Here is a 17,142-nt window from a genome sequence, read left to right as displayed (position 1 = left end):
TATACCCGATTAATCGATGGTGCGCAGCAATTCGTTGATGCCCACTTTACCGCGCGTTTTCGCATCCACTTTCTTCACGATAACCGCACAGTACAGGCTGTATTTGCCATCTTTTGACGGCAGGTTGCCGGAAACCACCACGGAGCCCGCCGGAACGCGACCGTAGTGAACTTCGCCGGTTTCACGGTCGTAAATACGGGTGCTCTGACCGATGTAAACGCCCATGGAGATCACGGAGCCTTCTTCAACGATCACGCCTTCAACCACTTCAGAGCGCGCGCCGATGAAGCAGTTGTCTTCGATAATGGTCGGGTTAGCCTGCAGTGGCTCCAGAACACCACCGATGCCCACGCCGCCGGACAGGTGAACGTTTTTACCGATCTGCGCGCAGGAACCGACGGTCGCCCAGGTGTCGACCATGGTGCCTTCGTCAACGTAGGCACCGATATTCACGTAGGATGGCATCAGCACGGTGTTACGTGCGATGAACGCACCCTGGCGAACCGCCGCAGGCGGTACCACGCGGAAGCCTTCTTTCTGGAAACGCGCTTCGTCGTAGTCAGCGAATTTCATTGGCACTTTATCGAAGTAGCGGCTTTCAGCTCCGTCGATAACCTGGTTATCGTTGATACGGAAAGAGAGCAGCACGGCTTTCTTCAGCCATTGATGAGTGACCCACTGACCGTCGATTTTTTCTGCCACGCGCAGCGCGCCGGAATCCAGAAGGGAAATCACCTGGTTTACCGCTTCACGGGTCACGGTATCCACATTTGCCGGGGTAATCTCGGCGCGACGCTCAAAAGCGGACTCAATAACGTTCTGTAACTGCTGCATTGTTTACTCTTTCCATTTCACTAAAAAACATATCACCCTTTATCGTTTGGATTGAGGGCTGCTGTCAACCGTTGTTGCACTTCAAGCTGCAGGTCATTATTAAGGGCACGCCGGTCCGCTGTCGCGATTATAAATAAATCTTCTACTCGCTCGCCAATCGTTGTAATTCGGGCCCCATGGAGCGAAATTCCCAGATCGGCAAAAACCTGGCCGACGCGAGCAAGCAGCCCCGGCTGGTCGAGCGCGATCAGCTCCAGGAACGATTTACGGTCGGTGTGGGTCGGCAGGAAATTGACCTCGGTATCGACGGTAAAGTGGCGCAATTTCGCCGGCTGGCGACGCGGCTGCGGGGGCTGCCAGCTGCGCTGGGTAATCGCCTGTTCCAGACCAAAACGTATCCCTTCATGCCTGTCCGACGAGAGCGGGCTGCCGTCCGGCTCAAGCACGATAAAGGTGTCCATCGCCATGCCGTCGCGGGTGGTGAAAATCTGCGCGTCATGAACGCTCAGGTTACGCCTGTCCAGCTCGGCGCAGACCGCAGCAAACAGGTAAGGTCGGTCCGGGCTCCAGATGAAAATCTCCGTCCCGCCGCGGGTGGCCTGCGGGCTCAGCAGGATCATCGGCTGGGACAGATCGTGCTTGAGCAGATGCCGCGCGTGCCACGCAAGCTGGTTTGGACTATGGCGGACAAAATAGTTGGCGCGGCAGCGGGCCCAAATCTGATGCAGCGCCTCTTCATCAATATTATCCATCCGCAGCAGCGCCAGCGCCTGCAGCTGGTGATGACGCACGCGCTCGCGCATGTCCGGGGTGTTTTGCATCCCGCGACGCAGCTGTTTTTCGGTGGCGAAGTACAGCTCGCGCAGCAGGCTCTGCTTCCAGCTGTTCCACAGGGTCTCGTTGGTGGCGCAGATATCGGCCACCGTCAGGCAGACCAGATAGCGCAGACGGTTTTCCGTCTGAACCTCTTCAGCGAACTGCTTGATCACTTCCGGATCCTGAATGTCACGACGCTGCGCGGTGACCGACATCAGCAGGTGATGGCGCACCAGCCAGGCCACCAGCTGCGTTTCACGCGAGTTCAGGCCGTGCAGTTCGGCAAATTTCAGCACGTCCTGTGCGCCCAGCACCGAATGGTCACCGCCGCGACCTTTGGCGATATCATGGAACAGGGCGGCAATCAGGATCAGTTCCGGATGGGTCAGGCGCGGCCACAGCTCCACGCAGAGCGGGTGGCGGGAGCGCGTCTCTTCTTTCGCAAAGCTTTCCAGCTTGAGCATCACGCGGATCGTGTGTTCATCCACCGTGTAGGCGTGGAACAGATCGAACTGCATTTGCCCGACAATGTGCGACCACTGCGGCATATAGGCCCACAGCACGCTGTGGCGGTGCATTGGCAGCAGGCCGCGGCTGACGGCGCCCGGGTGGCGGAGCATGCTCAGGAACAGCGAACGGGCTTCAGGGATATAGCACAGCGGCTCCGTCAGATGACGGCGCGCATGGCGCAGATGGCGCAGAGTGGTGGAGTAGATGCCGGTAATGGTACTGTTGCGCACCATGGTGTAGAACATCCGCAGAATCGCTTCCGGCTCGCGGATAAACAGCGTTTCGTCGCGCAGATCGATAAGCGTGCCGCGCAGCTGGAATTCGTCATCAATCGGGCGCGGCTTTTCGTCCGCCGTCAGGGCCAGTATGGCCTCGTCGAACAGCTGCAACAGCATCTGGTTCAGTTCGGTCACCCGGCGGGTGACGCGGAAGAAATCCTTCATCATATGCTCAACCGGCTCGTTGCCTTCGCCCTGATAATTCAGACGCTGCGCCACGCTGAGCTGGCGGTCGAACAGCAGGCGGTTATCGTAGCGGGTGACTTCCAGATGCAGGGCAAACCGGATGCGCCACAGCAGGTGCAGGCACTCGTTCAGCTCGTTACGCTCGGCCTCGGTTAAAAAGCCGAAGCCGACCATCTCGTCCATCGAGGTGGCGCCAAAATGGCGGCGGGCGACCCACTGCAGGGTGTGGATGTCGCGCAGGCCGCCGGGGCTGCTTTTTATATCGGGTTCAAGATTATAGCTGGTGCCGTGGTAGCGCTGGTGGCGCTGATTTTGCTCCTCGACCTTCGCGGCAAAGAACTTTTCTGACGGCCAGAAGCCGTCGCTGAAGATGTGTTTTTGCAGCTCCAGGAACAGAGCGACGTCACCGATCAGCAGGCGGGTTTCAATCAGGTTGGTGGCGACGGTCAGGTCCGATAACCCTTCCAGCAGACACTCTTCCAGGGTGCGCACGCTGTGGCCGACTTCCAGCTTTACGTCCCAGAGCAGCGTCAGCAGTTCGCCAATTTTTTGCGCCTGTTCGTCCGGCAGCTTTTTGCGGCTTAGGATCAGGAGATCGATATCGGAAAGCGGATGCAGCTCACCGCGGCCATAGCCTCCGACGGCAACCAGCGCAACGTCGCTGATTTGCCCAAACCCGTAATCGATCCACAGGCGCTGCAGCAGCTGGTCGATAAATTCAGTGCGCGCTTCAATGAGCTGCTCGGCCGACACGCCTGCGTCGAACGCGCTGCCCAGCCAGCGATGGAAAACATCCATATGGGCTTTAATATGCGCGCAGGTCAGCTCGTGCGACGGCCAGACGCCCGGGTTATCGGGCTGGTCGGGGAGGGTGGGAAGTGCTGTGTTAGCATACTGTTCGGGTAAAAGATTACTCATCGTGCGCCACCCATAAGAAAAAGCTATAGCCATTAAAAAAGCCGGCATTTGCCGGCTTTTTTATCATTCATCGTGCGTCAGTATCGCCGGGATGGTGTCATCCTTGCGCAACGTCATAATTTCGCAGCCGTTGTCTGTTACCACAATAGTATGCTCGTACTGCGCAGACAAGCTTCTGTCTTTGGTTTTCACCGTCCAGCCGTCTTTCATGGTACGGATGCGATAGTCACCCGCGTTGACCATCGGCTCAATGGTAAAGGTCATGCCTTTTTGCAGCACCACGCCGCCGTCATCTGCGTCATAGTGCAGGACCTGCGGTTCTTCATGGAAGACGCGACCAATGCCGTGACCGCAGTACTCGCGCACCACGGAGAAACCTTCTGCTTCCACAAACTTCTGGATTGCCGCACCGATGGTACGCAGGCGAATACCCGGTTTAACCATTTTCAGCGCCAGATAGAGGCTCTCTTGCGTCACTTTACACAGACGCTCGCCAAGAATAGTCGGCTTGCCAACGATGAACATTTTTGAGGTGTCACCGTGGTATTCGTCTTTAATGACGGTTACGTCGATGTTGACGATGTCGCCATCTTTCAGCAGTTTTTCATCGTCCGGAATACCGTGACACACCACTTCATTAATAGAGATGCAGACGGATTTCGGAAAACCGTGGTAGCCGAGGCAGGCGGAAACCGCGTGCTGCTCGTTTACGATATAGTCGTTACAGATACGGTCCAGCTCACCGGTGCTGACGCCCGGCTTCACGAACGGCTCGATCATTTCCAGCACTTCCGCGGCCAGACGACCGGCGACGCGCATCTTTTCAATTTCTTCAGGTGTCTTAATAGAGATAGCCATGTAATCTGTCCATCGGTGTCGATTTTTTCGACAATACTAGTCTAAGTGTCGTCAATGGTATCAGTCAGGCACGCTCCGTGCCAAATTGAGAATCATTAACAGCACACTCCGCCAACAACTGTTGGTTTCTGGTCGTGTTTTGTGGTATAAAGCGCGCCGGACTTCCGATCCATCTCAGATACACAGGCTGGACGGAAGCGAAAAATCTCACTTTGTGTAACAACACACACGTATCGGCACATATTCCGGGGTGCCCTTCGGGGTCGGTAATATGGGATACGTGGAGGCATAACCCCAACTTTCAATATAGAGGTTTTAAACATGGCAACTGTTTCCATGCGCGACATGCTCAAGGCTGGTGTTCACTTTGGTCACCAGACCCGTTACTGGAACCCGAAAATGAAGCCTTTCATCTTCGGCGCACGTAACAAAGTTCACATCATCAACCTTGAGAAAACTGTACCAATGTTCAACGAAGCCCTGGCTGAGCTGAACAAGATCTCTTCCCGTAAAGGTAAGATTCTGTTCGTTGGTACTAAGCGCGCTGCAAGCGAAGCTGTGAAAGATGCTGCTAACAGCTGCGACCAGTTCTTCGTGAACCATCGCTGGTTGGGCGGCATGCTGACCAACTGGAAAACTGTTCGTCAGTCCATCAAACGCCTGAAAGATCTGGAAACCCAGTCTCAGGACGGTACTTTCGACAAGCTGACTAAGAAAGAAGCGCTGATGCGCACTCGTGAACTGGACAAGCTGGAAAACAGCCTGGGCGGTATCAAAGATATGGGCGGCCTGCCAGACGCGCTGTTCGTAATCGATGCAGACCACGAGCACATCGCAATCAAAGAAGCTAACAACCTGGGTATCCCGGTATTCGCTATCGTTGATACCAACTCCGATCCGGACGGTGTTGACTTCGTTATCCCGGGTAACGACGACGCAATCCGTGCTGTTAGCCTGTACCTGAGCGCTGTAGCTGCTACCGTTCGTGAAGGCCGTTCCCAGGATCTGGCTTCTCAGGCGGAAGAAAGCTTCGTAGAAGCTGAATAATAAGGTTTTACCCCTTATTAGTACCGTGTATGAATAGGGGCCCATTACCGGCCCCTTTTTTCAATTTACACTGTTTGGCCCCCGGCCGGGCAGTTCACATCTCCCGAGGATTTAAGAATGGCTGAAATTACCGCATCCCTGGTAAAAGAGCTGCGCGAGCGTACTGGCGCAGGCATGATGGATTGCAAAAAAGCGCTGACTGAAGCGAACGGCGACATCGAGCTGGCAATCGAAAACATGCGTAAATCCGGTGCGATCAAAGCAGCTAAAAAAGCAGGCAACGTTGCTGCTGACGGCGTGATCATCACTAAGATCGACGGCAACTACGGCATCATTCTGGAAGTTAACTGCCAGACTGACTTCGTTGCTAAAGATGGCGGTTTCCAGGCATTTGCTAACAAAGTTCTGGACGCAGCTGTTGCGGGTAAAATCACTGACGTTGAAGTTCTGAAAGCACAGTTCGAAGAAGAACGTGTTGCGCTGGTTGCTAAAATCGGTGAGAACATCAACATTCGTCGCGTATCTTCTCTGGAAGGCGACGTTCTGGGCTCTTACCAGCACGGTGCACGTATCGGTGTTCTGGTTGCGGCTAAAGGCGCTGACGAAGAACTGGTTAAACAGCTGGCAATGCACATCGCTGCAAGCAAACCAGAATTCGTTAAGCCAGAAGACGTGTCTGCTGAAGTGGTAGAGAAAGAGTACCAGGTTCAGCTGGACATCGCGATGCAGTCTGGTAAGCCAAAAGAAATCGCAGAGAAAATGGTTGAAGGCCGCATGAAGAAATTCACCGGCGAAGTTTCTCTGACTGGCCAGCCATTCGTAATGGACCCAAGCAAGTCTGTTGCTCAGCTGCTGAAAGAGCACAACGCTGACGTAACTGGCTTCATCCGCTTCGAAGTGGGCGAAGGCATCGAGAAAGTTGAGACTGACTTCGCAGCAGAAGTTGCTGCAATGTCCAAGCAGTCTTAATGTTTGAAAAGGAGCCGCCTGAGGGCGGCTTCTTTTTGTCACCCGTCACAGGAAATCAGACAGGCTCCAGTATCGCTGTGCTGATTTGCGGCATATCATGTCGCCAGAATTAACCCCCATCTTAATCGTTGACAGTCTCAGGAAAGAAACATGGCTACCAATGCAAAACCCGTGTACAAACGCATTCTGCTTAAGCTGAGTGGCGAAGCGCTGCAGGGATCGGAAGGCTTCGGTATTGACGCAAGCATCCTTGATCGCATGGCACAGGAAATCAAAGAACTGGTCGAACTGGGTATCCAGGTTGGCGTGGTCATTGGCGGTGGCAACCTTTTCCGTGGTGCTGGTCTGGCGAAAGCGGGGATGAACCGCGTTGTGGGCGACCACATGGGTATGCTGGCAACCGTGATGAATGGCCTGGCGATGCGTGATGCACTGCATCGCGCCTATGTGAACGCCCGCCTGATGTCCGCGATTCCGCTGAATGGCGTATGCGATAATTACAGCTGGGCAGAAGCCATCAGCCTGCTGCGCAACAACCGCGTGGTGATCCTCTCCGCCGGTACGGGTAACCCGTTCTTTACAACCGATTCCGCCGCCTGCCTGCGCGGTATCGAGATCGAAGCCGATGTGGTACTGAAAGCGACCAAAGTAGACGGCGTGTTTACTGCCGACCCGGCAAAAGATCCTTCTGCCACCATGTACGATCAGCTGAGCTACAGCGAAGTGCTGGATAAAGAGCTGAAAGTGATGGATCTTGCCGCCTTCACGCTGGCTCGCGACCACAAACTGCCGATCCGTGTCTTCAACATGAATAAGCCTGGCGCACTGCGTCGCGTGGTCATGGGCGAAAAAGAAGGCACTTTGATCACGGAATAATTTCCGTTGACGATAAATACAGGTAAGATTCCGCTTTATTTTGTAGTGGTATCTTACCCGGGCGCGCCTTTGGCGTTGTCATGAATTAAACGCGACTATACTTAGCACACCTGTAGCGCTGTGCTGGCGGATAGTCTGCCTGAGACAAGTTTTCAAGGATTCGTAACGTGATTAACGACATCAGAAAAGATGCTGAAGTACGCATGGACAAATGCGTAGAAGCGTTCAAAAACCAAATCAGCAAAATCCGTACTGGCCGTGCTTCCCCAAGCCTGCTGGATGGCATCATCGTAGAATATTACGGTACGCCAACCCCTCTGCGCCAGCTTGCGAGCGTGACGGTTGAAGATACCCGTACGCTGAAAATCAACGTCTTCGACCGCTCTATGAGCCCGGCCGTTGAGAAAGCGATTATGGCCTCTGACCTCGGACTGAACCCAAGCTCTGCGGGCGCAGACATCCGTGTTCCACTGCCTCCGCTGACGGAAGAGCGTCGTAAAGATCTGATCAAAGTCGTTCGTGGCGAAGCTGAGCAGGGTCGTGTATCCGTGCGTAACGTACGTCGCGACGCGAACGATAAAGTGAAAGCACTGCTGAAAGAAAAAGAGATCAGCGAAGATGACGATCGTCGTTCTCAGGACGACATTCAGAAAATGACCGACGCGGCCATCAAGAAAATTGATGCGGCGCTGGCAGAAAAAGAAGCGGAACTGATGCAGTTCTGATTTCTGTCGTACACTGATAAACGCCGTTCAGAGGGACTTCAGGTCTTGCTGGCGGCGTTTTGCTTTTATCTGGTCTAACTTTTTTCGGGCATCCCATGAAGCATTTAACACTCCTCGGCTCAACCGGCTCTATCGGTTGCAGCACTCTCGACGTCGTTCGCCATAATCCTGAACTTTACAACGTGACAGCGCTGGTGGCCGGTAAGAATGTGCAGCGAATGGTCGAACAGTGCCTGGAGTTTGCGCCCCGCTATGCGGTGATGGATGACGAAGAGAGCGCGCGTCTGCTGAAAGCACAGCTGCGTGAAAAGGGCTGCCGAACCGAAGTGCTGAGTGGCCAGCAGGCGGCCTGCGAGATGGCGGCGCTGGACGAGGTGGATCAGGTGATGGCGGCCATTGTCGGCGCGGCAGGGCTGCTGCCGACGCTTGCCGCGATTGATGCCGGTAAGGATGTTTTGCTGGCCAATAAAGAGTCGTTGGTCACCTGCGGACGCCTGTTTATGGATGCGGTGAAGCAGCGCGGCGCGCGTCTTTTGCCGGTCGACAGCGAACACAACGCGATTTTTCAGAGTTTACCGCAACCTTTTCAACAGAACCTGGGGTACGCTGACCTGGAGCAGAATGGCGTGGTGTCTATCCTGCTTACCGGGTCTGGTGGCCCGTTCCGTGAAACGCCACTGTCTGAACTGCGTGCAATGACACCCGATCAGGCGTGCCGTCATCCGAACTGGTCGATGGGGCGTAAAATCTCCGTTGATTCTGCCACCATGATGAACAAAGGTCTGGAATACATTGAAGCACGCTGGCTGTTTAATGCGTCAGCGAAACAGATGGAAGTACTGATTCACCCGCAATCGGTGATTCACTCGATGGTGCGTTATCAGGATGGCAGCGTGCTGGCACAGCTGGGCGAGCCGGATATGCGTACGCCGATTGCCCATTCAATGGCGTGGCCAAATCGAGTGAAATCCGGCGTGAAGCCGCTTGATTTCTGCAAGCTAAGTTCCCTGACGTTCAGTGAACCAGACTACGACCGCTATCCTTGTCTGAAGCTTGCGATGAATGCCTTTGACCAGGGGCAGGCGGCGACGACGGCACTTAATGCAGCCAATGAAATTACCGTTGAGGCATTTCTGAATCAGCAAATTCGTTTTACCGATATCGCGTCGTTAAATTTATCGGTGCTGGAGATGATGGATTTGCGCGAACCACAAAGCGTGGAAGAGGTGCTGGCGGTGGATGCAGCTGCGCGTAATATTGCGCGTCAACAGGTGACACGTCTCGCAAGCTGGTGATAAAGCAAGCACTAGTCGTCGTGCTATTTGTTAGCGTTGGGCTTCAGTGATATAGTCTGCGCCACCTGATCGCAGGTATTTGACTTAATGTGGTCAGGTGAGCCGTGGTTTGACACGGCTTTTTTATGTATAGGCTTCAGTATTCCTGAGTACCGTTAAATCCTTTTCAGGGACAAAAAACGCGTTATGTTGTCTGCGAATCAACCAATAAGCGAAAATTTGCCAGCTCATGGCTGCCGTCATGTAGCAATCATTATGGATGGCAATGGCCGCTGGGCGAAAAGACAAGGGAAGATACGAGCCTTTGGGCATAAAGCGGGGGCGAAATCCGTTCGCCGCGCCGTTTCTTTTGCCGCTAACAACGGCATTGATGCGTTAACGCTCTATGCTTTTAGCAGTGAAAACTGGAATCGACCTCTGCAGGAAGTGACTGCGTTGATGGAATTGTTTGTGTGGGCGCTAGACAGCGAAGTAAAAAGCCTGCACCGCCACAACGTTCGCCTGCGCATCATTGGCGATACCAGTCGTTTTAACTCACGTTTGCAGGAACGGATTCGTAAAGCTGAAGCGCTGACGGAAAATAATACCGGTCTTACGCTGAATATTGCGGCGAATTACGGTGGACGCTGGGATATTATCCAGGGCGTTCGGCATCTGGCCGAACAGGTTCAGGAAGGGCTGTTGAGGCCCGACCAAATTGATGAAGAGGCGCTGAGCAAGCAAATCTGCATGAATGAACAGGCACCTGTGGATTTGGTAATTAGGACAGGGGGAGAACATCGCATAAGTAACTTTTTGATATGGCAAATTGCCTATGCCGAACTTTACTTTACAGATGTTCTTTGGCCCGATTTTGATGAACAAGACTTTGAAGGTGCGCTGCATGCCTTTGCCAATCGAGAGCGTCGTTTCGGCGGCACCGAGCCTGGTGGCGACAAAGCCTGATGGGGGTAGCTTTTGCTGAAGTATCGCCTGATTTCCGCTTTTGTATTAATACCCATTGTCATAGCGGCGCTGTTTTTACTGCCCCCGGTGGGATTCGCTATTGTCACGCTGGTGGTGTGCATGCTCGCCGCGTGGGAATGGGGACAGTTTAGCGGCTTTACCTCGCGCACTCAGCGAGTATGGCTTGCGGTACTTTGTGGCTTTATCCTGGCCATAATGCTGTTTACGTTGCCTGAATATCACCATGATATTCATCAGCCCCTGGTTGCCGGTTCCTTGTGGATATCGCTGGCCTGGTGGGTTGCCGCGCTGTTGCTGGTTCTTTTTTATCCGGGTTCCGCGGCATTATGGCGTAATTCAAAAGTGCTGCGACTGATTTTTGGCTTGCTCACAATTATTCCTTTTTTCTGGGGTATGGTTGCGCTGCGAGCCTGGCACTACGACGAAAACCACTACAGCGGTGCGATCTGGCTGCTTTATGTGATGATTCTGGTCTGGGGGGCTGACTCCGGGGCCTATATGTTTGGTAAACTGTTTGGCAAACATAAGCTGGCACCGAAGGTTTCCCCGGGCAAAACCTGGCAAGGATTCATCGGCGGCCTGTTTACGGCTGCGATCATCTCCTGGGGCTACGGCGTCTGGGCTAATCTTGAAGTGGCACCGTCAATACTGCTGGTGTGCTCGATTTTTGCTGCGCTTGCCTCCGTGCTCGGTGATTTAACCGAAAGTATGTTTAAGCGTGAAGCAGGGATTAAGGACAGTGGACACCTGATTCCAGGGCATGGCGGTATACTGGATCGCATTGATAGCCTGACAGCGGCTGTTCCAGTGTTTGCGTGTTTGCTTTTACTGGTATTCGGGACGATTTAACGGAAGGTTTTATGCTGAGCATTCTCTGGAATCTGGCGGCGTTCATTGTTGCACTGGGTGTACTGATTACCGTGCATGAATTTGGCCATTTCTGGGTTGCTCGCCGCTGTGGCGTGCGCGTAGAGCGGTTTTCCATCGGCTTTGGGAAATCACTCTGGACGCGCACCGACCGCCACGGCACGGAATTTGTCATCGCCCTTATCCCGCTGGGCGGCTACGTGAAAATGCTCGACGAACGCGTCGAGCCTGTCGCTCCTGAGCTGCGACACAGCGCATTCAACAATAAAACCGTTGGACAACGCGCCGCCATCATTGCTGCCGGACCGGTAGCCAACTTCATCTTTGCGATTTTCGCTTACTGGCTGGTGTTTATCATCGGCGTCCCTGGCGTACGTCCGGTGGTGGGTGAAATTGCCCCCAATTCCATCGCGGCGAGTGCGCAAATTACATCCGGGATGGAACTTAAAGCGATTGATGGCATCGAAACCCCTGATTGGGATGCCGTGCGACTGCAGCTGGTAGCTAAAATTGGCGATCCGCAGACCACCATCAGCGTATCGCCGTTTGGTTCAGATACGCGTCAGGACAAAGTACTCGATTTACGTCACTGGCGTTTCGAGCCAGACAAAGAAGATCCCGTCGCTGCGCTGGGCATTCGTCCACGCGGCGCGCAGATCGAGCCGGTATTGGCCGAAGTACAGGCAAATTCGGCGGCGAGCAAAGCGGGTTTGCAAGCGGGCGACAGGATCGTTAAAGTCGATGGTCAACCATTAACAGAGTGGATGACCTTTGTTACTCTGGTGCGCGATAATCCGGGAACGTCTCTCGCGCTGGAAGTTGAAAGGCAGGGCAGTCCGCTTTCGCTGACGCTGATCCCGGATACGAAGTCGGTCGGCAAAAAGGCAGAAGGGTTCGCAGGCGTTGTGCCGAAAGTGATCCCGCTGCCAGATGAGTACAAGACAATACGCCAGTATGGGCCGTTCAGCGCCATCCTTGAAGCCACGGATAAAACATGGCAACTGATGAAGCTGACGGTCAACATGTTGGGGAAATTGATAACCGGTGATGTGAAACTGAACAACCTCAGTGGGCCAATTTCGATTGCTCAGGGGGCTGGGATGTCAGCGGAATTCGGGGTGATTTACTATCTCATGTTCCTCGCGCTCATTAGCGTGAACCTTGGGATAATCAACCTGTTCCCGCTTCCCGTTTTAGACGGGGGTCATCTGCTGTTTTTGGCGATTGAAAAGCTAAAAGGCGGACCGGTATCCGAGCGAGTTCAAGACTTTAGTTATCGCATTGGCTCGATTTTGCTGGTGCTGTTAATGGGGCTTGCACTTTTCAATGATTTCTCTCGGTTGTAAGAGAGTGTTAGGAAGAACGCATAATAACGATGGCGATGAAAAAGTTGCTCATAGCGTCGCTGCTGTTTAGCAGCGCCACCGTATACGGTGCTGACGGGTTCGTAGTGAAAGACATTCATTTCGAAGGCCTCCAGCGTGTCGCCGTTGGTGCGGCCCTCCTCAGTATGCCTGTACGCCCCGGCGATACGGTTAATGATGATGATATCAGTAACACCATCCGTGCTCTGTTTGCCACCGGCAACTTTGAGGACGTCCGCGTCCTGCGCGATGGTGATACGCTGCTGGTACAGGTAAAAGAACGTCCGACGATCGCCAGTATCACTTTCTCCGGTAACAAGTCGGTGAAAGATGACATGCTCAAGCAGAACCTTGAAGCATCCGGTGTTCGTGTGGGTGAGTCCCTGGACCGCACAACCCTTTCAGACATTGAAAAAGGTCTGGAAGACTTCTACTACAGCGTCGGTAAATACAGCGCCAGCGTGAAAGCGGTTGTCACTCCGCTGCCGCGTAACCGTGTTGACCTGAAGCTGGTCTTCCAGGAAGGTGTTTCTGCGAAGATCCAGCAGATCAACATTGTCGGCAACCACGCGTTCAGCACCGACGAACTGATCTCCACCTTCCAGCTGCGCGATGAAGTGCCATGGTGGAACGTGGTAGGCGATCGCAAATACCAGAAACAAAAACTGGCGGGCGACCTTGAAACCCTGCGCAGCTACTATCTCGATCGTGGCTATGCGCGTTTCAACATCGACTCGACTCAGGTCAGTCTGACTCCGGACAAGAAAGGCATCTACATTACGGTTAACATCACCGAAGGCGAGCAGTACAAGCTTTCTGGTGTTGAAGTGAGTGGTAACCTTGCGGGGCATTCTGCTGAAATCGAATCGCTGACCAAAATTCAGCCGGGCGATCTGTACAGCGGTTCCAAAGTAACCAAAATGGAAGACAGCATTAAGAAGCTGCTCGGCCGCTATGGTTATGCCTATCCGCGCGTACAGACTCAGCCGGAAATCAATGACGCGGATAAAACCGTTAAGCTGCACGTGAATGTGGATGCGGGCAACCGTTTCTACGTGCGTAAGATCCGCTTCGTCGGTAACGATACCTCCAAAGATTCCGTTCTGCGTCGCGAAATGCGTCAGATGGAAGGCGCATGGTTGGGAAGCGACCTCGTTGATCAGGGTAAAGAGCGTCTGAACCGTCTGGGCTATTTTGAAACGGTGGATACCGATACCCAGCGCGTACCGGGCAGCCCGGATCAGGTTGATGTCGTATATAAAGTGAAAGAGCGCAACACCGGTAGCTTTAACTTCGGTGTGGGCTACGGTACTGAAAGCGGCGTCAGCTTCCAGGTCGGCGTGCAGCAGGATAACTGGCTGGGTACGGGTTACTCTGTCGGTATTAACGGCACCAAAAACGACTACCAGACCTACTCTGAGTTCTCTGTGACTAACCCATACTTCACCGTAGACGGTGTGAGCCTGGGCGGTCGTATCTTCTATAACGACTTTAAAGCAGATGACGCGGACCTGTCTTCATACACCAACAAGAGTTACGGTGTAGACGGTACGCTTGGCTTCCCGGTTAACGAATACAACACCCTGCGTGCAGGCTTGGGCTACGTGCATAACGACCTGTCCAACATGCAACCGCAGGTGGCAATGTGGCGTTACCTGGACTCTATTGGTCAGTCGGCAAGTAAGTCCAGTGATAATAACGGTTTCGCTGCGGATGACTTCACCTTTAACTACGGCTGGACCTATAACCGCCTTGACCGTGGTTACTTCCCAACGGAAGGTTCTCGCGTCAACCTGAACGGTAAAGTTACCGTGCCGGGTTCCGATAACGAGTTCTACAAGGTCACGCTGGATACCGCATCCTACTTCCCGATTGATGACGATCATAAGTGGGTAGTCCTGGGTCGTACCCGTTGGGGCTATGGAGATGGTCTGGGCGGCAAAGAAATGCCATTCTACGAAAACTTCTATGCGGGTGGTTCCAGCACCGTTCGTGGCTTCCAGTCCAATAACATTGGTCCGAAAGCGGTCTACTACGGCGGGAACGACAAAGACAACTGTTATAAGTCTTCCTCCTCCGAAGTCTGTAGCTCTGATGATGCGGTGGGCGGTAACGCAATGGCGGTGGCCAGTCTGGAGTTCATCACACCAACGCCGTTTATCAGTGATAAATACGCGAACTCTGTCCGTACGTCCTTCTTCTGGGATGCCGGTACGGTATGGGATACCAACTGGCAGAATACAGCCCAGATGCGTGCGGCAGGCGTTCCAGATTATAGCGATCCGAGCAATATTCGCATGTCTGCCGGTATCGCATTACAATGGATGTCACCGCTGGGGCCGTTGGTCTTCTCTTACGCCCAGCCGTTTAAGAAATATGATGGAGATAAGTCGGAGCAATTCCAGTTTAACATTGGTAAAACCTGGTAATAATCCGCTGCAAAGGAATGCGTTGGCAGTGTAGCGCTGACAACTGGCGATCGGTAACTCGGTCGCCTTGCCACGCAAAGAACGGTACCTTCTGGTGCCAATGGGATGGTAAGGAGTTAATTGTGAAAAAGTGGTTATTAGCTGCAGGTCTCGGTTTAGCGATGGCAACTTCTGCTCAGGCAGCAGACAAAATTGCAATCGTCAACATGGGTAATTTGTTCCAGCAGGTTGCACAGAAAACGGGTGTTTCTGCGACTCTGGAAAACGAATTCAAAGGCCGTGCAAGCGAACTGCAGGGTATGGAAAACGATCTTCAGTCCAAAATGCAGCGTCTGCAGCGTGATGGTTCTACCATGAAAGCAAGCGAGCGCAGCAAACTGGAAAAAGACGTAATGGCTCAGCGTCAGACATTCTCCCAGAAAGCTCAGGCTTTCGAGCAGGATCGTCAGCGTCGTTCTAACGAAGAACGCGGCAAGCTGGTGACTCGCATTCAGACTGCTGTTAAAGCAGTAGCTGCCGATCAGAGCATCGATCTGGTTGTTGATGCGAACGCCGTCGCTTTCAACAGCAAAGATGTTAAAGACATCACCGCTGATGTTCTGAAACAGGTTAAATAAGTAATGCCTTCAATTCGACTGGCTGATTTAGCTCAGCAGTTGGATGCAGAATTACACGGTGATGGCGATCTCGTCATCACCGCTGTTGCGTCCATGCAATCTGCTAAAGCTGGCACGATTACCTTCATGGTAAGCCCTAAGTACCGTGAGCAACTGGCTCAATGCCAGGCGTCAGCTGTTGTTCTGACGCAGGACGATCTTCCATTTGCCACTGTAAGCGCGCTGGTAGTGAAAAACCCCTACCTGACGTATGCACGCATGGCTCAAATTCTTGATACCACGCCGCAGCCGGCCCAGAACATTGCTGCCAGCGCAGCGATTGATCCGACGGCTAAGCTGGGTAACAACGTCGCCGTTGGCGCGAATGCGGTTATCGAATCCGGCGTTGTACTGGGCGATAACGCCGTCATTGGCCCGGGTTGCTTCGTTGGGAAAAATACGAAAATCGGCGCCGGGACCCGTTTATGGGCCAACGTGTCCGTTTATCATGACGTTGAAATTGGCGAAAATTGCCTCGTCCAGTCCAGCACCGTCATTGGTTCTGATGGCTTTGGTTACGCTAACGATCGCGGTAACTGGGTTAAGATCCCGCAGCTTGGTCGCGTTATTGTTGGCGATCGCGTGGAGATCGGCGCCTGTACCACCATTGACCGTGGCGCGCTTGACGACACGATCATTGGCAATGGTGTTATCATCGATAACCAGTGCCAGATTGCGCATAACGTTGTGATTGGCGACAATACCGCGGTTGCGGGTGGCGTCATCATGGCAGGCAGCCTGAAAATTGGCCGTTATTGCATGATTGGCGGCGCGAGCGTGATTAATGGCCATATGGAAATATGCGACAAGGTGACTGTGACGGGAATGGGCATGGTAATGCGTCCTATCACGGAACCTGGCGTGTACTCCTCAGGTATTCCGCTACAACCCAACAAGGTATGGCGTAAAACAGCAGCTCTGGTGATGAACATTGATGATATGAGCAAGCGCCTCAAGTCTCTTGAGCGTAAGATCGATCAACAAGATTAAGCGTCATCCGTTTAACGCTATTTTTCCCGGCCTGTCGGCTTTCTAATAAACCGGCAGGCCGTGTTATTATTGTTATCAGTACATTTTGACAGGAAGAGTATTTTGACTACTGACACTCATACTCTGCATATTGAAGAGATTTTAGAACTTCTGCCGCACCGCTACCCGTTTCTGCTGGTAGACCGTGTGCTGGATTTTGAAGAAGGTCGTTTTCTGCGCGCAGTGAAAAATGTTTCCGTGAACGAGCCGTTCTTCCAGGGGCACTTCCCTGGTAAGCCTATCTTCCCGGGTGTGTTGATTCTGGAAGCGATGGCTCAGGCTACCGGTATTCTGGCGTTTAAAAGCGTCGGCAAACTGGAGCCAGGTGAGCTGTATTACTTCGCGGGTATTGATGAAGCGCGCTTTAAGCGCCCTGTCGTGCCTGGTGATCAGATGATCATGGAAGTCACTTTTGAAAAAACGCGTCGTGGCCTGACTCGCTTCAAAGGCGTAGCGCTGGTTGACGGCAAAGTTGTTTGCGAAGCGACGATGATGTGTGCTCGTAGCCGGGAGTCCTGA

General features: G+C 53.4%; 15 protein-coding genes. 12 read left to right on the top strand and 3 right to left on the bottom strand.

All coding sequences use genetic code 11. The annotated features are described in order from the left end of the window. Nucleotides 1-9: 9 nt before the first annotated feature. The 3 genes from dapD to map all read right to left on the bottom strand — a co-directional run bounded on the left by dapD (nt 10) and on the right by map (nt 4,400). Entirely contained in the window at nt 10-834 is an 825-nt protein-coding gene (gene dapD / locus ADJ24_RS18620; protein WP_008501915.1) for a 2,3,4,5-tetrahydropyridine-2,6-dicarboxylate N-succinyltransferase, read from the bottom strand. A 32-nt stretch (nt 835-866) separates the two neighbouring features. Beyond that, entirely contained in the window at nt 867-3,542 is a 2,676-nt protein-coding gene (glnD, locus tag ADJ24_RS18615) for a bifunctional uridylyltransferase/uridylyl-removing protein GlnD (protein WP_023310453.1), read from the bottom strand. A gap of 63 nt (nt 3,543-3,605) precedes the next feature. Beyond that, a complete protein-coding gene (map, locus tag ADJ24_RS18610) occupies nt 3,606-4,400 on the bottom strand; it encodes a type I methionyl aminopeptidase (RefSeq protein ID WP_023310454.1) in 795 nt (264 codons plus the stop codon). Nucleotides 4,401-4,721: 321 nt separating this feature from the next. Here map and rpsB point away from each other — a divergent pair, with 321 nt between their 5' ends. From rpsB to fabZ, 12 genes are all read left to right on the top strand, one after another. Then, a complete protein-coding gene (rpsB, locus tag ADJ24_RS18605) occupies nt 4,722-5,447 on the top strand; it encodes a 30S ribosomal protein S2 (RefSeq protein WP_003856207.1) in 726 nt (241 codons plus the stop codon). A 117-nt stretch (nt 5,448-5,564) separates the two neighbouring features. After that, on the top strand, nt 5,565-6,416 hold the full coding sequence (tsf, locus tag ADJ24_RS18600) for a translation elongation factor Ts (protein ID WP_014882627.1): 852 nt from the start codon (nt 5,565-5,567) through the stop codon (nt 6,414-6,416). Between the two features lie 150 nt (nt 6,417-6,566). Next, nucleotides 6,567-7,292: a UMP kinase gene (pyrH, locus tag ADJ24_RS18595; protein WP_008501910.1), complete on the top strand. Its 726-nt coding sequence runs from the start codon at nt 6,567-6,569 to the stop codon at nt 7,290-7,292. A gap of 167 nt (nt 7,293-7,459) precedes the next feature. Continuing rightward, a complete protein-coding gene (gene frr, locus ADJ24_RS18590; RefSeq protein WP_003856180.1) occupies nt 7,460-8,017 on the top strand; it encodes a ribosome recycling factor in 558 nt (185 codons plus the stop codon). 95 nt (nt 8,018-8,112) lie between these two features. Continuing rightward, nucleotides 8,113-9,312 (top strand): 1-deoxy-D-xylulose-5-phosphate reductoisomerase, encoded by a 1,200-nt coding sequence (ispC, locus tag ADJ24_RS18585; RefSeq protein ID WP_023310455.1) that lies wholly within the window; start codon nt 8,113-8,115, stop codon nt 9,310-9,312. Nucleotides 9,313-9,498: 186 nt separating this feature from the next. Then, entirely contained in the window at nt 9,499-10,257 is a 759-nt protein-coding gene (ispU, locus tag ADJ24_RS18580; RefSeq protein WP_024907522.1) for a (2E,6E)-farnesyl-diphosphate-specific ditrans,polycis-undecaprenyl-diphosphate synthase, read from the top strand. A 12-nt stretch (nt 10,258-10,269) separates the two neighbouring features. After that, nucleotides 10,270-11,127 (top strand): phosphatidate cytidylyltransferase, encoded by an 858-nt coding sequence (gene cdsA / locus ADJ24_RS18575; protein ID WP_023310457.1) that lies wholly within the window; start codon nt 10,270-10,272, stop codon nt 11,125-11,127. 11 nt (nt 11,128-11,138) lie between these two features. Next, entirely contained in the window at nt 11,139-12,491 is a 1,353-nt protein-coding gene (gene rseP / locus ADJ24_RS18570) for a sigma E protease regulator RseP (protein WP_023310458.1), read from the top strand. 29 nt (nt 12,492-12,520) lie between these two features. Continuing rightward, on the top strand, nt 12,521-14,938 hold the full coding sequence (bamA, locus tag ADJ24_RS18565; protein ID WP_023310459.1) for an outer membrane protein assembly factor BamA: 2,418 nt from the start codon (nt 12,521-12,523) through the stop codon (nt 14,936-14,938). A gap of 122 nt (nt 14,939-15,060) precedes the next feature. Continuing rightward, on the top strand, nt 15,061-15,555 hold the full coding sequence (gene skp / locus ADJ24_RS18560) for a molecular chaperone Skp (RefSeq protein WP_023310460.1): 495 nt from the start codon (nt 15,061-15,063) through the stop codon (nt 15,553-15,555). Nucleotides 15,556-15,558: 3 nt separating this feature from the next. Beyond that, on the top strand, nt 15,559-16,584 hold the full coding sequence (gene lpxD / locus ADJ24_RS18555) for a UDP-3-O-(3-hydroxymyristoyl)glucosamine N-acyltransferase (protein ID WP_023310461.1): 1,026 nt from the start codon (nt 15,559-15,561) through the stop codon (nt 16,582-16,584). A gap of 102 nt (nt 16,585-16,686) precedes the next feature. Next, nucleotides 16,687-17,142, top strand: coding sequence for a 3-hydroxyacyl-ACP dehydratase FabZ (gene fabZ / locus ADJ24_RS18550; RefSeq protein ID WP_010426706.1), 456 nt, complete (start codon nt 16,687-16,689; stop codon nt 17,140-17,142).

Origin of the sequence: Enterobacter sp. 940_PEND (assembly GCF_001059415.1) — a bacterium.
GTDB lineage: Bacteria > Pseudomonadota > Gammaproteobacteria > Enterobacterales > Enterobacteriaceae > Enterobacter > Enterobacter cloacae_M.
Note: the sequence above shows the minus strand (reverse complement) of the source record. Positions and strands in the feature narration are given on the sequence as shown.

Coding starts and splice junctions, on each gene's coding strand:
- dapD (WP_008501915.1), bottom strand. CDS start 834: ATGCAGCAGTTACAGAACGTTATTGAGTCCGCTTTTGAGCGTCGCGCC.
- glnD (WP_023310453.1), bottom strand. CDS start 3,542: ATGAGTAATCTTTTACCCGAACAGTATGCTAACACAGCACTTCCCACC.
- map (WP_023310454.1), bottom strand. CDS start 4,400: ATGGCTATCTCTATTAAGACACCTGAAGAAATTGAAAAGATGCGCGTC.
- rpsB (WP_003856207.1), top strand. CDS start 4,722: ATGGCAACTGTTTCCATGCGCGACATGCTCAAGGCTGGTGTTCACTTT.
- tsf (WP_014882627.1), top strand. CDS start 5,565: ATGGCTGAAATTACCGCATCCCTGGTAAAAGAGCTGCGCGAGCGTACT.
- pyrH (WP_008501910.1), top strand. CDS start 6,567: ATGGCTACCAATGCAAAACCCGTGTACAAACGCATTCTGCTTAAGCTG.
- ispC (WP_023310455.1), top strand. CDS start 8,113: ATGAAGCATTTAACACTCCTCGGCTCAACCGGCTCTATCGGTTGCAGC.
- ispU (WP_024907522.1), top strand. CDS start 9,499: ATGTTGTCTGCGAATCAACCAATAAGCGAAAATTTGCCAGCTCATGGC.
- rseP (WP_023310458.1), top strand. CDS start 11,139: ATGCTGAGCATTCTCTGGAATCTGGCGGCGTTCATTGTTGCACTGGGT.
- bamA (WP_023310459.1), top strand. CDS start 12,521: ATGGCGATGAAAAAGTTGCTCATAGCGTCGCTGCTGTTTAGCAGCGCC.
- lpxD (WP_023310461.1), top strand. CDS start 15,559: ATGCCTTCAATTCGACTGGCTGATTTAGCTCAGCAGTTGGATGCAGAA.